Genomic DNA, 14,628 nt, shown 5'->3' on the forward strand with positions numbered 1-14,628 from the left:
GTAGATGTAACCGCGATCACGTTCCGATATTCCCGTCGGTCCGCCATACCGCGACCACCGACGGCCGCGCCGTCCCGTTGCCGCCCTCGGGCCAGCGTGACACCGGGTTGTCGATGCTGTTGTCGTCGTACTCGCCGGGGTGCTGCACGCACACCGTCACGAGATCGTCGGTGACGATCGGGCCGCACGCCTCCGCACCGAGCGGCACGGTGAGGAACTGCTTGGTTTCGCCGCGGCCAGGACCTTCCAACGCGACGGCGAACAGCCCGTCGTTGGAGTCGAGTGCATTACCGTCGGTCGAGATCCACAGGTTGCCGTGGCTGTCGAACGCCAGGTTGTCCGGGCAGGAAATAGGGCTGACCTTTGTCTTGTCGAACCCGCCGAAGTAGGTGTCGGCCGCGACGGGGTCGCCGCACACCAGCAGCAGATCCCAGGTGAAGTCGGTGCCCGCGTGGTTGTCGGTGAGCTCGAGGACCTGACCGCTTTTGTTGTCGTTGCGCGGGTTGGCCGCATCGGGTGGGGCCTCCCCGGGGGCGCCGCGCTCGTTGTTGTTGGTCAGCGCGACGTAGACCTTGCCGGTCTTCGGGTTGGCCTCGAAGTCCTCGGGGCGGTCCATCTTGGTGGCGCCCGCCTTGTCGGCGGCCATCCGGGTGAAGACGGCGACCTCCTGTGGCGAGATGCCGTCGACCAGCGACTCGGCCTGCCCGTCGGGGCCCGAGCGCAGCAGCGGCAGCCAGGTGCCCGTGCCGCTGAACGAGCCCTTCGACGGCAGCTTGCCCGAGCCGTCGATCTCGTTGGCCGGGACATCACTGGATAGCTTCGCGACGTACAGCGTGCCCTCATCGAGCAGCGTCATGTTGTAGGCGATGGCGGCCGGATCGGTACCGGGGCGCATCTTCTTGCTTGAGACGAATTTGTACATGTAGTCGAAGCGTTCGTCGTCGCCGGTGTACGCGACCACGGTGCCGTCGTCGGTGACCTTGATATTGGCGCCCTCGTGCTTGAGCCGGCCCAGCGCCGAGTGCTTCACCGGCGCCGAGGCCGGATCCCACGGGTTGAGCTCGACGACGTAGCCGAAGCGGTTGGGCTCGTTGGGCGTGGCCACCAGGTCGAAGCGTTGATCGAACGTCTCCCAAAGCAGTGTCGACGGTTCGGCGGAGATGCCGTAGCGGTCGAGGCGGTCGGCGTCCACCGGGGCAGGCGCGGGCGCACCCTCGGCGGCGCCGAAATAGTCCTGGAAGTTCTCCTCGCCGGAAAGCACTGTGCCCCATGGGGTTACGCCGCCCGCACAGTTGGCGAAGGTGCCGGCGACGGTGCGCCCGGCCGGGTCGGCGGCGGTCTTGACGAAGTCGGTGCCCGCGGCGGGACCGGTGAGCGTCATCGGGGTGTCGGCGGTGATGCGCCGGTTGTAGCGGCCCATCACGGGCTTGAGGCCCTGTGGCGTGCGTTCGACCTCGACGACACCCATGCCGACGGCGGCGATTTCGACGTCGAACTGCTCACGCGTCGGCTTGTCCTTGTCGTAGCCCGGGAACATGAAGATCGGGTCGACGTACTCGAAGTTGGTCACCAGCAGGAAACGGTTCTGCTGACCTGGGATCGGCAGCAGAGCGGCGAAGTCGTTGTTGAAACCGAATTGCGCTCGCTGCGCGGCGCCGGTCTGCCTGGCGACGTCGAACGTCGGGGCGCCAGACAGCACGGGGTCGCCCCAGCTGATGACGACTGCCTGCTGGTAGCCGTCGGGGATGACGACGAGGTCCTCGCTGTTGGGCGCGACCGAGCTGAACTTCATGCCCGGCGGCGGTTCGGCGGGAGCCGCGGACGACGACGTCGGTGTGGCGGCCGGCTGTTCGTCGGATCCGCAGGCGGCCAGTGCCGATCCGGCACCCACGGCCAGCACCGCGATGCCCCCGGCCCGCAGCATCGAGCGGCGCGACACCGCTTTGACGATGTCGCCGAAGTACTCGTTGTCGCTGGTGTTGGGGACGGGCTTGGAGCATGCGTCGCCGCACTTGTACACGCAGGTGATGTGCTGACGCTTGGACTTGCCGTTGTGGGTGACGAGCAGATTGAGAGGCACGAGCGTCATGGCTGCGGTTCCTTCTGTTGGGCTGCCCGGCCAGGGCTGCGGCCAGACGCGCGAAAACCTACGACAACAGGTGTAGCAGTCGGCAAGCAACAGATGAACGGAAATCAAACGATCGAGCGGGCCTAGTCGAGCAACCCTCGCAAGATCTCGATCAGCCGCACCGGCTGATCGCTCTGCACCGAGTGTCCAGAGTCCTCGACGATGTGCACGGTCTGGAATCCCGGTGCGATACGGGCGAATTCGGCGGCATCGTCATCGTTGACGAAGAACGAGTTCGCGCCCCGCACCAACGTCGTCGGCGTCGTGAGTTGCGGGACGTCGTCCCACAACCCGTCAAAGCCCTCACCCTTGCGGATCGAGTCGTAGCGCCATGTCCAGGTGCCGTCGTCGAGCCGTTTGGCGTTGTGGAAAACCCCGCGCCGCAACGACTCCCGGTCCCGATGGGGTGCGGCGGCGACGGTGACTTCGAGCATCGCGTCGAAGCTCGGAAACGACTTCTCGCCCTGAACCAGCGCGACGGTGCCCTTCTGCTCGTCGGTCATCTCGGTGTGCCGCTCGGGCGCCGACGGCGTCACGTCGACGAGGACCAGCTTGCGCACGAGGTCGGGTGCGGTGACCGCCAGTCGCAGTGCGGTGAGCCCACCCAGCGACATTCCGACGACCAGGTCGGCGTCCGGCGCGAACGCACGCACGACGGGTTCGACGGCGGTGGCATTGCGCTTGGGCCCGTAGTCGCCGTCCTCGCGCCATGCCGAGCGCCCGTGCCCGGGCAGATCGATCGACAGGGCCGGCTCCCCGAGGCCGATGATCACGGTGTCCCAGGTGTGCGCGTTCTGTCCGCCGCCATGCAGGAACACGACCCGTGGCCCGGCGTCGCCGAACTTCAGCGCGCTGATGGCCGCGGAGTTGATGCGCTCGACAGTCGGTAGCGGGCCCGTCGCACCGGCCTGCTTGGCGTTCTCCCGCAGGAAGGTGAACTCCGAGAGAGAGGCGAGCTCGTCATCAGCGCTGATGTCCGTCATTAGGGCACCCTATCCCGCACCCGTTTTGTGGCGTTTGTTGCCGCGCTAACTCGCTATTCGCGGCAACAAACGACACAAAAAGTTGAATCGAGGATCAGCCCTCGATGAACTCTTCGAGCTGGGTGCGAGCGATGTCGTCGGGCAGCTGCTGCGGCGGGCTCTTCATGAGATACGCCGACGCGGCGACGACGGGCCCGCCGATGCCGCGATCCTTCGCGATCTTGGCGGCGCGCACCGCGTCGATGATGACGCCTGCCGAGTTCGGCGAGTCCCACACCTCGAGCTTGTACTCCAGGTTCAGCGGCACGTCACCGAACGCGCGACCCTCCAGCCGCACGTAGGCCCACTTGCGGTCGTCGAGCCAGCCGACGTGATCGGAGGGGCCGATGTGCACGTCCTTGGTCTTGAACTCGCGCTGCAGGTTGGAGGTGACCGCCTGGGTCTTGGAGATCTTCTTCGACTCGAGGCGCTCGCGCTCGAGCATGTTGAGGAAGTCCATGTTGCCGCCGACGTTGAGCTGCATCGTGCGGTCCAGCTGGACGCCGCGGTCCTCGAACAGCTTGGCCATGACGCGGTGGGTGATCGTCGCGCCGACCTGGCTCTTGATGTCGTCGCCGACGATCGGCACGCCGGCGTCTTCGAACTTCTTGGCCCACACCGGATCGGAGGCGATGAAGACGGGCAGCGCGTTGACGAACGCCACACCGGCATCGATGGCGCACTGCGCGTAGAACTTGTCGGCCTCTTCCGAGCCGACGGGCAGGTAGGACACCAGCACGTCGACCTCGTTGTCCTTGAGGATCTTGACGACATCGGCCGGCTCGGTGTCGGACACCTCAATGGTGTCGGCGTAGTACTTGCCGATGCCGTCGAGCGTCGGACCACGCTGCACGACCACATTGGTGGGCGGCACGTCGGCGATCTTGATGGTGTTGTTCTCCGACGCGAAGATGGCTTCGGAGAGGTCGAAGCCGACCTTCTTGGCGTCGACGTCGAACGCGGCGACGAACTTCACGTCGCGCACGTGATACGGGCCGAGCCGCACATGCATCAGGCCGGGAACCGTGGCGTTCTCGTCGGCGTCCTTGTAGTACTGCACGCCCTGTACCAGCGACGACGCGCAGTTGCCCACGCCGACGATCGCGACGCGCACGTCTGAATTAGAAGTCATGACGGCTTCTTCCCTTCTGTCCCTGTCCTACAACCCGGTCGTACTTACGGCTGCTCAGCCCGTTGCTGCGCGGTCCGTTCCGCCGCAATCAGTTCGTTGAGCCATTTCACTTCACGCTCGCTGGACTCCAACCCGAGCTGGTGTAGCTGCCGGGTGTAGCGGTCGATCGAGCTGCTGGCCCGTGCCACTGCTTCGCGCAGGCCCTCGCGGCGTTCCTCCACCTGACGACGGCGGCCCTCCAGAATCCGCATCCGCGCTTCGGCGGGTGTGCGGTTGAAGAAGGCGAGGTGAACGCCGAATCCGTCGTCGGAAAAGTTCTGGGGGCCGGTGTCGGCAACCAGCTCGGTGAATCGTTGTATGCCGGCTTCGCTGAGCCGGTAGACCCGGCGCGCACGACGCATCTTCGGGATGCCCTCGGGCGCGGCGTCCTCCACGATCAGTCCGTCGGCCTGCATGCGCCGCAGCGCGGGATACAGCGAGCCGTAGGAGAACGCCCGAAAAGCACCCAGTAGACCCGTCAATCTCTTACGCAGCTCGTAGCCGTGCATGGGGGATTCGAGCAGAAGGCCCAGGATGGCGAGCTCCAACATCAGATCGCCCCCTTTGCTTTTCGTTACGGCGGTCCAACACCTCCGGCAATAGTATCGCGCCGATATATTCGGCGCCAACGGAGGGTTAAGCCGCGGCGCCTCGCCGCGAACCGCGGGGTCAGGTCACGTCGTCGATGCGTTTGACCGTGCCGTCGCCGGCGAAGGTGACCGAACCGCTGCCGAAGTCACTCGACACGTTCGCGCGCAGCGTCAGCTCGCCGGGCGCCGTCGGATCCTTCGCCGGGTCGATCGTCAGGTAGGTGCTGTCTTTTTTCACGTCGGCGGGGTTCAGGCCGACGGTCTCGGCGGCGCCGCGCAGGATGCCGACCGCGGTCTCGACGTCGAACGCGCCCAGGTCCACCAGGACGTCATCCTCGCTCTTGGCCGACGTGGTCGGATCGTCGAACCCGCCGCGATAGGTGTAGCTCAGCTTGCGGCGCTCATCGCTGGGGTCGGGCCGGTACAGCACCGCGTACTCCGGATAGATCACCATGTCGTATCCCATGGTGTCGCCGAACCGCTGGCGCATCTGCTCCAGCAGGCCGTTGAGTCCACCGAGGGACTGCAGCTGCTTCGGTGGGGTCAGGACCTTGCCGGGGATGCCGTCGGACTTCGCGCCGGGGTCGGAGGTGAAGCTCAGCGGCGACGTGGTGTTGCCGTAGAGGCCCCAGCCGATGCCGATGCCGAGCGCGACCAACACACCGGCCACGGCTAGGCGGATTCCCCACCCGCCACCACCGCCGGACGGCATCCTCGATTGCCGCTTGAGGTCGGGCAACTGAACGGGCGCATTGCCGGTCTGCAGGTCGGAGATCAGCGACTGCAGGTCGCCGAGGGTCTCCGACTGCGTCGCCAGTGCGACGCGGTTGCGGTGCTCTTCCATCGACAGCTGCCCGTCGGCGAGCGCACTGTCGAGGATCTGGCAGGTGTCGTTGCGATCGCTGTCTTTGGCCCGCGTTCCTGCCGTCTGCCGGTTCGCCACGACGATGATCGTAAATGTCCGGCGTCCAGGTCACCGCCTACGGGGAGTAAGCCACGGCGGCGTCGCGCCTCGGCCGCCGCGCGGCCGACGTACTCTGGTCTCCGTGCGATTGCAGCGACAGGTGGTGGACTATGCCCTCCGGCGACGGTCCCTGCTGGCGGAGGTCTATTCGGGACGCACCGGCGTCTCGGAGGTCTGCGACGCCAATCCCTATCTGCTGCGAGCCGCGAAGTTCCACGGGAAGCCCAGTTCGGTGATGTGCCCGATCTGTCGCAAGGAGCAGCTCACCCTGGTGTCCTGGGTGTTCGGCGACCATCTGGGCGCCGTGTCCGGCTCGGCGCGCACCGCCGAGGAGCTGGTCCTGCTGGCGACCCGTTACGACGAGTTCTCCGTACACGTGGTGGAGGTATGCCGCACCTGCAGCTGGAATCACTTGGTCAAGTCGTACGTACTCGGCGCCATCCCGCCACCGAAGGGATCGCGCACACCGAGGCGGACCCAGACGGCGCGCAGTCGTGCGCGCACGGCCAGTGAATAGCGAAGGGCGCCACGACCGGTCAGCCAACGACGCCCATGCCGGGCGAGTGGCTGATGGCGTGAGCGACCCGGGACCAAAGCATTCAGAGGGCGCGGGACGTCACTCCGGGGACGCCGCACGCCAACGTCCGCCGGGTGAGGCACCGGCGCCGCCGCGGACGCGCAGCCGTCCGCCCGACGACAGGCACACCGCGATACTGCCCCCGGTGCGTGACGCTGCGCCGCCGCAGTGGCGCGATCCCATCGACGTGGTGAAGGCCGCGCTCGACGGCACACCGGCGCCCAAGCAGCCGCCTCCGCCACCGCCGCGCCGTCCACCCGGCGGTGGGGGGCCTCCGGAGGGGCCGGGGGGTGGGCCGCCGCGTCAGCGGCCCCAGATCAACTGGAAGTGGGTCCGACGCGGAACCCTCGTCGCGGTGGTCGCGATGATCGTGTTGCCGATCATCACCTTCGCGATGGCGTACATGATCGTGGAGGTGCCCAACCCGGGCGACATCCGCACCAATCAGGTGTCGACGATCCTGGCCAGTGACGGCAGCGAGCTCGCGAAAATCGTTCCGCCGGAAGGCAACCGCGTCGACGTCAACATCGACCAGATACCGGTGCAGGTGCGCAACGCGGTGATGGCCGCCGAGGACCGCGACTTCTACTCCAACCCGGGGTTCTCGTTCACCGGGTTCATCAGGGCCATGAAGAACAACCTGTTCGGTGGCGACCTGCAGGGTGGTTCCACCATCACCCAGCAATACGTGAAGAACGCGTTGGTCGGCGACGAGCGCTCGGGTGTCGGCGGCCTGATCCGCAAGGCCAAAGAGGTGGTCATCTCGACGAAGATGGCCGGCGACTGGTCCAAAGACCAGGTGCTGCAGTCATACCTGAACATCATCTATTTCGGCCGCGGCTCGTACGGCATCGCCGCGGCGTCGAGGGCGTACTTCGACAAACCCGTCGAACAGCTCTCGGTCGCCGAGGGCGCGCTGCTGGCCGCGCTCATCCAGCAGCCGTCCGGCCTGGATCCCGCCGTCAACCCCGAGGGTGCGGTGGAGCGCTGGAACTGGGTGCTCGACGGCATGGTGACCATCGGTGCGCTGTCACCCGAAGAGCGCGCGGGGCAGGTATTCCCGGTGACCGTGCCGCCTGAGCAGGCGCGGTCGCAGAACCAGACCACGGGCCCCAACGGACTCATCGAACGGCAGGTGCAGCGCGAACTGCTCGAGCTGTTCGACATCGACGAACAGACCCTGAACACCGAGGGCCTGCAGATCACCACGACGATCAACCCGCAGGCGCAGCGGGCCGCCGAGGAAGCCGCGGCCGAATACCTCGAAGGCCAGGATCCCGACATGCGCACCGCGATCGTGTCGATCAACCCGAAGACGGGTGGGGTCGAGGCGTACTACGGCGGAACCGACGCCAACGGATTCGACTTCGCCCAGGCCGGTCTGCCGACGGGCTCGTCGTTCAAGGTGTTCGCGTTGATCGCCGCACTGCAGCAGGGCATGGGCCTCGGCACTCAGGTCGACAGTTCGCCGGTGTCGATGAACGGCATCACGATCAACAATGTCGAAGGCGGCGGTTGCGGCACCTGCAACATCGCCGAAGCCCTGAAGCGCTCACTGAACACCAGCTACTACCGGCTGATGCTCAAGTTGGAGAACGGGCCCGCCGACGTCGCGAAGGCCGCCCACGAGGCGGGCATCGCCGAGAGCTTCCCCGGCGTCGACCACACGCTGTCCGAGGACGGTCAGGGCGGACCACCCAACAACGGCATCGTGTTGGGCCAATACCAGAGCCGGGTTTTCGACATGGCGTCGGCGTACGCGACCATCGCGGCGTCCGGCGTGTACCACAAACCGCACTTCGTGCAGAAGGTCGTCAACGCCAACGGCGAAGTGCTGTTCGACGCGTCGCAGCAGGACAACCAGGGCGAGCAGCGGATCGACAAGAAGGTCGCCGAGAACGTGATCGCCGCGATGCAGCCGATCGCCGCCTACTCCAACGGCCACGCGCTGGCCGGCGGACGTCCGTCGGCCGCGAAGACGGGTACGAACCAGTTGGGGGACACCGGCGCCAACCGTGACGCGTGGATGGTCGGCTTCACGCCGTCGTTGTCGACGGCGGTCTGGGTCGGCACCACCGAAGGCACCAAACCGCTGGAGAACCAATGGGGTTCGCCGGTTTACGGTTCGGGTCTGCCGTCGGACATCTGGAAGGCGACGATGGACGGCGCGCTGGACGGAACGGACAACGAGACGTTCCCGAAGCCCGAGGAGATCGGCGGCTACGCCGGTGTGCCGCAAGCCCCGGCGCCGCCGTCGTCAACCCCGCCGCCGGACGTCCCGCCCGTGCCGCAGACCACCGTGATCCAGCCGACGATCGAGCTGGCGCCCGGGGTCACGATTCCGTGGGGCCCGCCTACGACTGTGCCCGTCGGCCCGCCTGCGCCCGGGGCGCCCGGCGTGCCCGTAGCGCCCGGTGCGCCTCCGCCGCCGCCACCCCCCGGCGTGCCGGGTGCACCGCCTCCGCCTCCGTGACCGACGTGCCAGGCCGGGACGACGGCGAGCCATCGACGGTGTCGCCGATGCCGCGTGCGCTCGACACTCGGAGTCTCGACAACCGGGACATGCCAAGCCGCACAGACACAATGGGCGCCGCCCTGTCCGGAGTGATCGGCGGCCCGGTCGGCAGGCACGCGCTCATCGGCCGTCAACGGTTCTTCACGCCGCTGCGCGCCATGCTGCTCATCGCGCTGGTGCTGCTCGCGCTCGGGTACTCGACCAAGGCGGCGTGCCTGCAGACCACCGGTACCGGCCCGCCTGACCAGCGCGTCGCCAACTGGGACAATCAGCGGGCGTACTACCAGCTCTGCTACTCCGACACCGTTCCGCTCTACACCGCCGAACTGTTGAACCTCGGCAAGTTCCCGTACAAGTCCAGCTGGACCGAAAAGGACGGCGACGGTAAGCCGAAGATCAGGTACGACGGCGACGTCGCGGTGCGGTACATGGAGTATCCGGTGTTGACCGGGCTGTACCAATACGGCTCGATGACGCTGGCGAAGTCATACACCGCGTTGGCGAAGCTCGTGTCGCTGCCGATCCTGGCCGAGGTGGTGATGTTCTTCAACATCGCGGCCTTCGGGCTGGCGCTGGCGTGGCTGGCTACGGTATGGGCGACGTCTCGACTAGCCGGCCCGCGCAGGGTGTGGGATGCGGCCCTGGTAGCGGCCTCGCCGATCGTGATCTTCCAGATCTTCACCAACTTCGACGCGCTCGCAACGGCTTTCGCAACGGGGGCGATGCTTGCGTGGGCGCGGCGAAAGCCAGTGCTGGCGGGCGTGCTGATCGGCCTGGGCGTGGCGGCGAAGCTGTATCCGCTGTTGCTGCTCGCACCGCTGCTGGTGTTGGCGGTGCGCACCGGCAAGGGACGTGAGGTCGGTAAGACGGCGCTCGCCGCCGCGGTCACCTGGGTGCTGGTGAACCTGCCGATCATGGTGCTGTTCCCGAGGGGATGGTCAGAGTTCTTCCGGCTCAACAGCCGTCGCGGTGACGACATGGATTCGATCTACAACGTGATTCGGTCGTTCACCGGCTGGGGTGGTTTCGATCCGGATCTGGGAGTGTGGGAGCCGCCGACGGTGCTGAACACCGTGTCGGCGCTGCTGTTCGTATCTTGCTGTGTCGCAATCGGTTATATTGCGTTGACGGCCAAGCAGCGGCCGCGGGTGGCGCAGATCGCGTTCCTGGTCGTCGCGGCGTTCCTGTTGACGAACAAGGTGTGGAGCCCGCAGTTCTCGCTGTGGCTGGTGCCGCTGGCGGTGCTCGCCCTGCCCCACCGGCGCATCCTGCTCGCGTGGATGACGGTAGACGCGCTGGTGTGGATTCCGCGGATGCTGTACCTCTACGGCCAGCAGAACAAGGGCCTGCCCGAGCAACCGTTCACCGTCGTGGTGGTGATCCGGGATCTCGCAGTGATCGGCTTGTGCGCGTTGGTGATTCATCAGATCTATCGACCCGACAAGGATCTGGTGCGCTTCGGCGGTGAGGTCGACGACCCGGCCGGGGGAGTCTTCGACCGCGCGCCCGACGATCCGCCTCGATGGCTGCCCGACTGGCTACGGCCGGATCGGGACAGGGTGCGGGTGAGCGCGCCGCAGCCCGATCCCGATCCTGATTCCGATCAGCTCGTGGGCAGTTCGTCGCGCTGAGTGCGCTTGTTGAGTTCGGTCTCGGGCTCTCCGCGCGTGCTCAACGTGAGTCGCCGATACGGCGGCGGATCAAATTTTTCGGCGACGCCGAGGTCGACAGCGGTCAGCGCCCCAATGCCAGCCGTCAGGTCGGCACCTGCGGCTGCGCTCCACTTCGACACGTACGGCAAGTACGAGAGCGTGTCCGCGCTCCCGGCGAGCTGGGTGTACGTCAGGTCGTTCTGCATCGGTCCGTGTTGTGGCACAGCGGGTTTGGTCCACCCGCCCTTGACTGCCTCAATGTACTTGCCTGCTCCGAGGGCTGTCGAGCGGAGCCGCGTCCACCGGTGCCTGGTCCACTGAGTTGTGGCCTCGGCGGGGCCGATGTGGGGAGGAAGGTCGACATGCTCGGGGATGTCACCCCGCACCATCCAACCCAGGTTCTCCCCGGCTGCCCGTCCCTTCGGGATCAAGCCGGTGATCGTCCCACTGTCCATGTCGAGGTTCATGCCACCCTCACCCTTGGCCAACTGGATGGTGCAAATGCGGTCACGGACGCCGAGCGCCTTGGTTGCCAAGTTGTCCGACCAGGTTTGCATGGTTGTCAGGACCGCACCGAGCAGTCCACCGGTCGACGTGATGCCGACAATCGGAGATCCGTCTCCGACCCCTGCTTGAATCGGTCGCCACACGTTGCGATGGGCAGCAGCCATACCGCCGTCGCCGGTTGCGGCGGAGCCGAGGTTGATCCCGTAGGTCGGTCGTGACGGCAACGGATGGTCGAACAGGTGGACCGGCATGTTCGAGCAGATGCCACCGTCGGACAGCCAGACCTGGCGGTATTCGGCGATCCAATTGTTCTCCCGTTGAAAGAATGTGAGCCGCCACAGCGGAACTGCCGAGATCAGCACCGGGAAGGACAAACTGATCCGCGCGCCGACGAGCACTGGTATGTCCTCTGCGCGCGGCAGTTTGAGCAGTTCCGCCGCATTGAGTTCCGTTCGCCTACTCGACTTTTCGGTAGCCACCTGGCCCAGGCGTTCGAGATGGTCGGCGACCGGTTTGGGAAACAGCTTGCGGATGTCGTCGGGCCTGAACGCCCATGTTTCGTCTGAAAAGGGAAAGGTCTCACTCGCGCTCTGCGAGAGGTTGGTGGTGAGCGTGACGAGGCCGATGCCGTGTTCTTTGAGATCGCCGTAGGTCAGCGGTGATTGACGATCGCCGCCCGCCAGTCGCTCTATCCGTTCGTGCAGCCAATCGGTGAGTCCCATCTGGTCGCCGACCGAGCGCCCGTTGACCAGGCCGTGCATGTTGGCGGCGACGGCCTGCTGCGCGTGACCGACCGCGTGGATGACGCCCTCGACCACGCGAGCGACCAGGTAGGTGACCACGCCGACGAGCACTGCGAGCACGGCGAACGCGATCGTTCCCGGTGAGCGCGCGAGCACCGCCCAGACGATCGCCGCCAGCGGCAGGCCGAAAGCAAAGAGATTGGCCACCTTGAACTTTGGAACGATTGGACTGTGCCGGAGGAGGGTTGGAAGCACGGCCTTGGCGCGTGTGAAGAGCCCTCCGTCCAGCTTTTTCTGCTGCCAGAACAGGTCGAAGTACTCGCGGGTTTCGGGTTGCGCCACGAAAAGTCGCTGCAGCAGCGTCTGGTGGGACGTCGCGTCCTCCTGCGCCAATTCCCCGGGAATCGCGTTCAGTTCGTCGAAGCCGCCGCCGCCGGTCTGGCGCCCGTACTCGGCTGCCGCAGCGGCGGCGGCGGCGATCGCTCCTGCCGACGCGCCGCCGATGTTGTGGAAGCGGTGATCGCGGGCGAGTTCGACGATGGCGGTGGGGTAGACGACACCGCTGGTGATTCCGCCCTTCAAAACGAGGTCGCAGTCGAATGGCAGACCGGTCATGGGCACATCTCCAATCAGGGTTGGCCGACGGAGAACACTGGAATTTTAAGCCTGACGCAGCCACGCTCGAAGCTATTGTCAACGGATGATGCGCCGGATCCGAGGCATCCTCGTACTGGCCTGCGTGGCCGCCGCGCTGGTCGGCTGCGGCAAGTCCGACAGCCCGGCACCCTCGCCGCCGACGGCGCAGCAGGGCGGTGGCACGACCTCCGCCGTACCGAACGACGGCACCGTGCGCTATCTCGCGTTGGGCGATTCGCTGAGCCAGGGCGTCGGCGCCCCGGATGAGCAGACGGGTGCTTTCCCAGCGCTGCTCGCCGAACGGTGGCGCGGTGAAGGCTGCCAGGTAGAACTGCAGAATGCCGGCATCAGCGGCTACACGGCCGAGCAGGTGCTGACCGACGAGGTGCCCCAGATCGACTCGTTCGCACCGACGTTGATCACCTTCCAGGCCGGTGCCAACGACATCGTCAACGGTGTGACGATCGAGGACTACCGAAAGAACGTGAAGTCGGTACTCGATGCGTCGACGGCCGGTGGTGCGCGCGTGATCGTGCTGGCGCAGAACGAATGGTTTCGGTCGCCCGAGGGGCAGACTTACGGCGATGATCTCGCGGCACAGCGTGAGGCGTTCGACAGCGTGCTGATCGAAGAGGCCAACGCGGCGGGTGCCGAATTCATCGACATGCGACCGCTGTACACGCAACAGGCCGACGAGAACCAATGGGTCGAGGACGGGATTCACCCGACCCAGGAAGCCTACGAAGCGTGGGCGGGCGAGCTGGCTAGCGCGGTCCCCGCGCCGTGTCGGTGAGCTAGGCGATTTCGCAGATCAGCGGGCATTCCTGTAGCCTGGGCCGGTTGCCGACGCAGGTAACCCTCCTGTCACGGAACGACCGTGGCCGAACAAGACCGTAGGAGGTGGTGTGGTTCTCATGCGTCCATACGAAATCATGGTCATTCTCGACCCCACTCTCGACGAGCGCACTGTTGCTCCGTCGCTGGAGACGTTCCTCAACGTCATCCGCAAGGACGGCGGCACCGTCGACAAGGTCGACATCTGGGGCAAGCGCCGGCTGGCCTACGAGATCGCCAAGCACGCCGAGGGCATCTATGCCGTCGTCGATGTGAAGGCCGAGTCCGCAACGGTGTCCGAACTGGACCGCCAGCTCAACCTGAACGAGTCCGTCCTGCGGACCAAGGTCATGCGAACCGACAAGCACTAAAGGCTGCCGTACGTCGGAGCGGCTCCGTAGGCTCGCCTGCGACTGACTTCGCGCCGACAACCCAATCCAGGAGGAACTCGTGGCTGGTGACACCATCATCACGGTCATCGGAAACCTGACGGCAGACCCCGAGCTTCGGTTCACGCCGTCAGGCGCAGCCGTCGCCAACTTCACCGTGGCGTCGACGCCGCGCATCTTCGACCGTCAGACCAATGAATGGAAAGACGGCGAGGCGCTGTTCCTCCGCTGCAACATCTGGCGTGAGGCGGCCGAGAACGTGGCCGAGAGCCTGACTCGCGGCTCGCGCGTGATCGTGCAGGGACGGCTCAAGCAGCGCTCCTTCGAAACCCGTGAGGGTGAGAAGCGCACCGTGGTGGAGCTCGAGGTCGACGAGATCGGCCCGTCACTGAAGTACGCCACGGCCAAGGTCAACAAGGCCAGCCGCAGCGGCGGTGGTGGCGGCGGGTTCGGCAGCGGCGGCGGTGGTGGCTCGCGCAGTGCGGCTACCGGCGGTGCCGGCGGCGCCGGCGGTTCCGACGGCCGGCAAGACGATCCGTGGGGCAGCGCGCCCGCGTCGGGCTCGTTCAGCGGCAGCGACGACGAACCCCCCTTCTGACTCATTACTGATCAGCAATTCCAGAAAGAGATAGACACATGGCCAAGTCCTCGACCAAGAGGCGCCCGGCTCCCGAGAAGCCGGTCAAGACTCGCAAGTGCGTGTTCTGCTCGAAGAAGGGCAAGAACCAGATCATCGATTACAAGGACACCGCACTGCTGCGGACCTACATCAGCGAGCGCGGCAAGATCCGTGCCCGCCGCGTGACAGGCAACTGTGTTCAGCACCAGCGCGACATCGCCATCGCGGTGAAGAACGCCCGCGAGGTGGCGCTGCTGCCGTTCAGCTCGTCGACGCGATAG

13 protein-coding genes are annotated in these 14,628 nt (G+C 66.2%); 7 read left to right on the forward strand and 6 right to left on the reverse strand.

Annotated elements, in window-relative coordinates; translation table 11 throughout:
* Window positions 1–16: 16 nt before the first annotated feature.
* The 5 genes from G6N36_RS21275 to G6N36_RS21295 form a co-directional block, all read right to left on the reverse strand.
* Window positions 17–2,089: a PhoX family protein gene (locus tag G6N36_RS21275; protein WP_163688824.1), complete on the reverse strand. Its 2,073-nt coding sequence runs from the start codon at window positions 2,087–2,089 to the stop codon at window positions 17–19.
* 122 nt (window positions 2,090–2,211) lie between these two features.
* Window positions 2,212–3,111, reverse strand: coding sequence for an Rv0045c family esterase (locus G6N36_RS21280; RefSeq protein ID WP_163688825.1), 900 nt, complete (start codon window positions 3,109–3,111; stop codon window positions 2,212–2,214).
* A gap of 94 nt (window positions 3,112–3,205) precedes the next feature.
* A complete protein-coding gene (locus tag G6N36_RS21285; protein ID WP_163688826.1) occupies window positions 3,206–4,282 on the reverse strand; it encodes an inositol-3-phosphate synthase in 1,077 nt (358 codons plus the stop codon).
* 44 nt (window positions 4,283–4,326) lie between these two features.
* Window positions 4,327–4,872: a PadR family transcriptional regulator gene (locus G6N36_RS21290; RefSeq protein ID WP_163688827.1), complete on the reverse strand. Its 546-nt coding sequence runs from the start codon at window positions 4,870–4,872 to the stop codon at window positions 4,327–4,329.
* A 118-nt stretch (window positions 4,873–4,990) separates the two neighbouring features.
* Window positions 4,991–5,854, reverse strand: coding sequence for a DUF1707 SHOCT-like domain-containing protein (locus tag G6N36_RS21295; RefSeq protein WP_163688828.1), 864 nt, complete (start codon window positions 5,852–5,854; stop codon window positions 4,991–4,993).
* A gap of 103 nt (window positions 5,855–5,957) precedes the next feature.
* On the opposite strand from G6N36_RS21295, the gene G6N36_RS21300 reads away from it, so the two are divergent.
* From G6N36_RS21300 to G6N36_RS21310, 3 genes are all read left to right on the forward strand, one after another.
* Window positions 5,958–6,392 (forward strand): DUF5318 domain-containing protein, encoded by a 435-nt coding sequence (locus tag G6N36_RS21300; protein WP_163688829.1) that lies wholly within the window; start codon window positions 5,958–5,960, stop codon window positions 6,390–6,392.
* A 193-nt stretch (window positions 6,393–6,585) separates the two neighbouring features.
* Window positions 6,586–8,925 (forward strand): transglycosylase domain-containing protein, encoded by a 2,340-nt coding sequence (locus G6N36_RS21305; RefSeq protein ID WP_163690798.1) that lies wholly within the window; start codon window positions 6,586–6,588, stop codon window positions 8,923–8,925.
* Window positions 8,926–8,972: 47 nt separating this feature from the next.
* Window positions 8,973–10,598, forward strand: a complete 1,626-nt coding sequence (locus G6N36_RS21310) for a glycosyltransferase family 87 protein (RefSeq protein ID WP_163690797.1) — start codon at window positions 8,973–8,975, stop codon at window positions 10,596–10,598.
* Here the strand turns inward: G6N36_RS21310 and G6N36_RS21315 are convergent.
* The gene (locus G6N36_RS21315; protein ID WP_163688830.1) at window positions 10,571–12,484 is read right to left on the reverse strand and encodes a patatin-like phospholipase domain-containing protein; all 1,914 of its coding nucleotides are present in this window, start codon (window positions 12,482–12,484) and stop codon (window positions 10,571–10,573) included. The two genes, G6N36_RS21310 and G6N36_RS21315, sit on opposite strands and share 28 nt — an antisense overlap.
* An 85-nt stretch (window positions 12,485–12,569) precedes the next feature.
* Here G6N36_RS21315 and G6N36_RS21320 point away from each other — a divergent pair, with 85 nt between their 5' ends.
* The 4 genes from G6N36_RS21320 to rpsR all read left to right on the forward strand — a co-directional run bounded on the left by G6N36_RS21320 (window position 12,570) and on the right by rpsR (window position 14,628).
* Window positions 12,570–13,298 carry an SGNH/GDSL hydrolase family protein gene (locus tag G6N36_RS21320; RefSeq protein WP_235690127.1) on the forward strand — a complete coding sequence of 243 codons (729 nt, stop codon included), beginning with the start codon at window positions 12,570–12,572 and terminating at the stop codon, window positions 13,296–13,298.
* A 121-nt stretch (window positions 13,299–13,419) separates the two neighbouring features.
* Window positions 13,420–13,710 (forward strand): 30S ribosomal protein S6, encoded by a 291-nt coding sequence (rpsF, locus tag G6N36_RS21325; RefSeq protein ID WP_083126552.1) that lies wholly within the window; start codon window positions 13,420–13,422, stop codon window positions 13,708–13,710.
* A 79-nt stretch (window positions 13,711–13,789) separates the two neighbouring features.
* Window positions 13,790–14,326 carry a single-stranded DNA-binding protein gene (locus tag G6N36_RS21330; protein ID WP_163688831.1) on the forward strand — a complete coding sequence of 179 codons (537 nt, stop codon included), beginning with the start codon at window positions 13,790–13,792 and terminating at the stop codon, window positions 14,324–14,326.
* A gap of 38 nt (window positions 14,327–14,364) precedes the next feature.
* Window positions 14,365–14,628 carry a 30S ribosomal protein S18 gene (gene rpsR, locus G6N36_RS21335; protein WP_014210198.1) on the forward strand — a complete coding sequence of 88 codons (264 nt, stop codon included), beginning with the start codon at window positions 14,365–14,367 and terminating at the stop codon, window positions 14,626–14,628.

It is taken from the genome of Mycolicibacterium gadium, assembly GCF_010728925.1.
GTDB lineage: Bacteria > Actinomycetota > Actinomycetes > Mycobacteriales > Mycobacteriaceae > Mycobacterium > Mycobacterium gadium.

Excerpts from the sequence above, each read along its gene's own strand:
- G6N36_RS21275 (WP_163688824.1), bottom strand. The coding sequence starts at position 2,089 with ATGACGCTCGTGCCTCTCAATCTGCTCGTCACCCACAACGGCAAGTCC.
- G6N36_RS21280 (WP_163688825.1), bottom strand. The coding sequence starts at position 3,111 with ATGACGGACATCAGCGCTGATGACGAGCTCGCCTCTCTCTCGGAGTTC.
- G6N36_RS21285 (WP_163688826.1), bottom strand. The coding sequence starts at position 4,282 with ATGACTTCTAATTCAGACGTGCGCGTCGCGATCGTCGGCGTGGGCAAC.
- G6N36_RS21290 (WP_163688827.1), bottom strand. The coding sequence starts at position 4,872 with ATGTTGGAGCTCGCCATCCTGGGCCTTCTGCTCGAATCCCCCATGCAC.
- G6N36_RS21310 (WP_163690797.1), top strand. The coding sequence starts at position 8,973 with ATGCCGCGTGCGCTCGACACTCGGAGTCTCGACAACCGGGACATGCCA.
- G6N36_RS21315 (WP_163688830.1), bottom strand. The coding sequence starts at position 12,484 with ATGACCGGTCTGCCATTCGACTGCGACCTCGTTTTGAAGGGCGGAATC.
- G6N36_RS21320 (WP_235690127.1), top strand. The coding sequence starts at position 12,570 with ATGATGCGCCGGATCCGAGGCATCCTCGTACTGGCCTGCGTGGCCGCC.
- rpsF (WP_083126552.1), top strand. The coding sequence starts at position 13,420 with ATGCGTCCATACGAAATCATGGTCATTCTCGACCCCACTCTCGACGAG.
- rpsR (WP_014210198.1), top strand. The coding sequence starts at position 14,365 with ATGGCCAAGTCCTCGACCAAGAGGCGCCCGGCTCCCGAGAAGCCGGTC.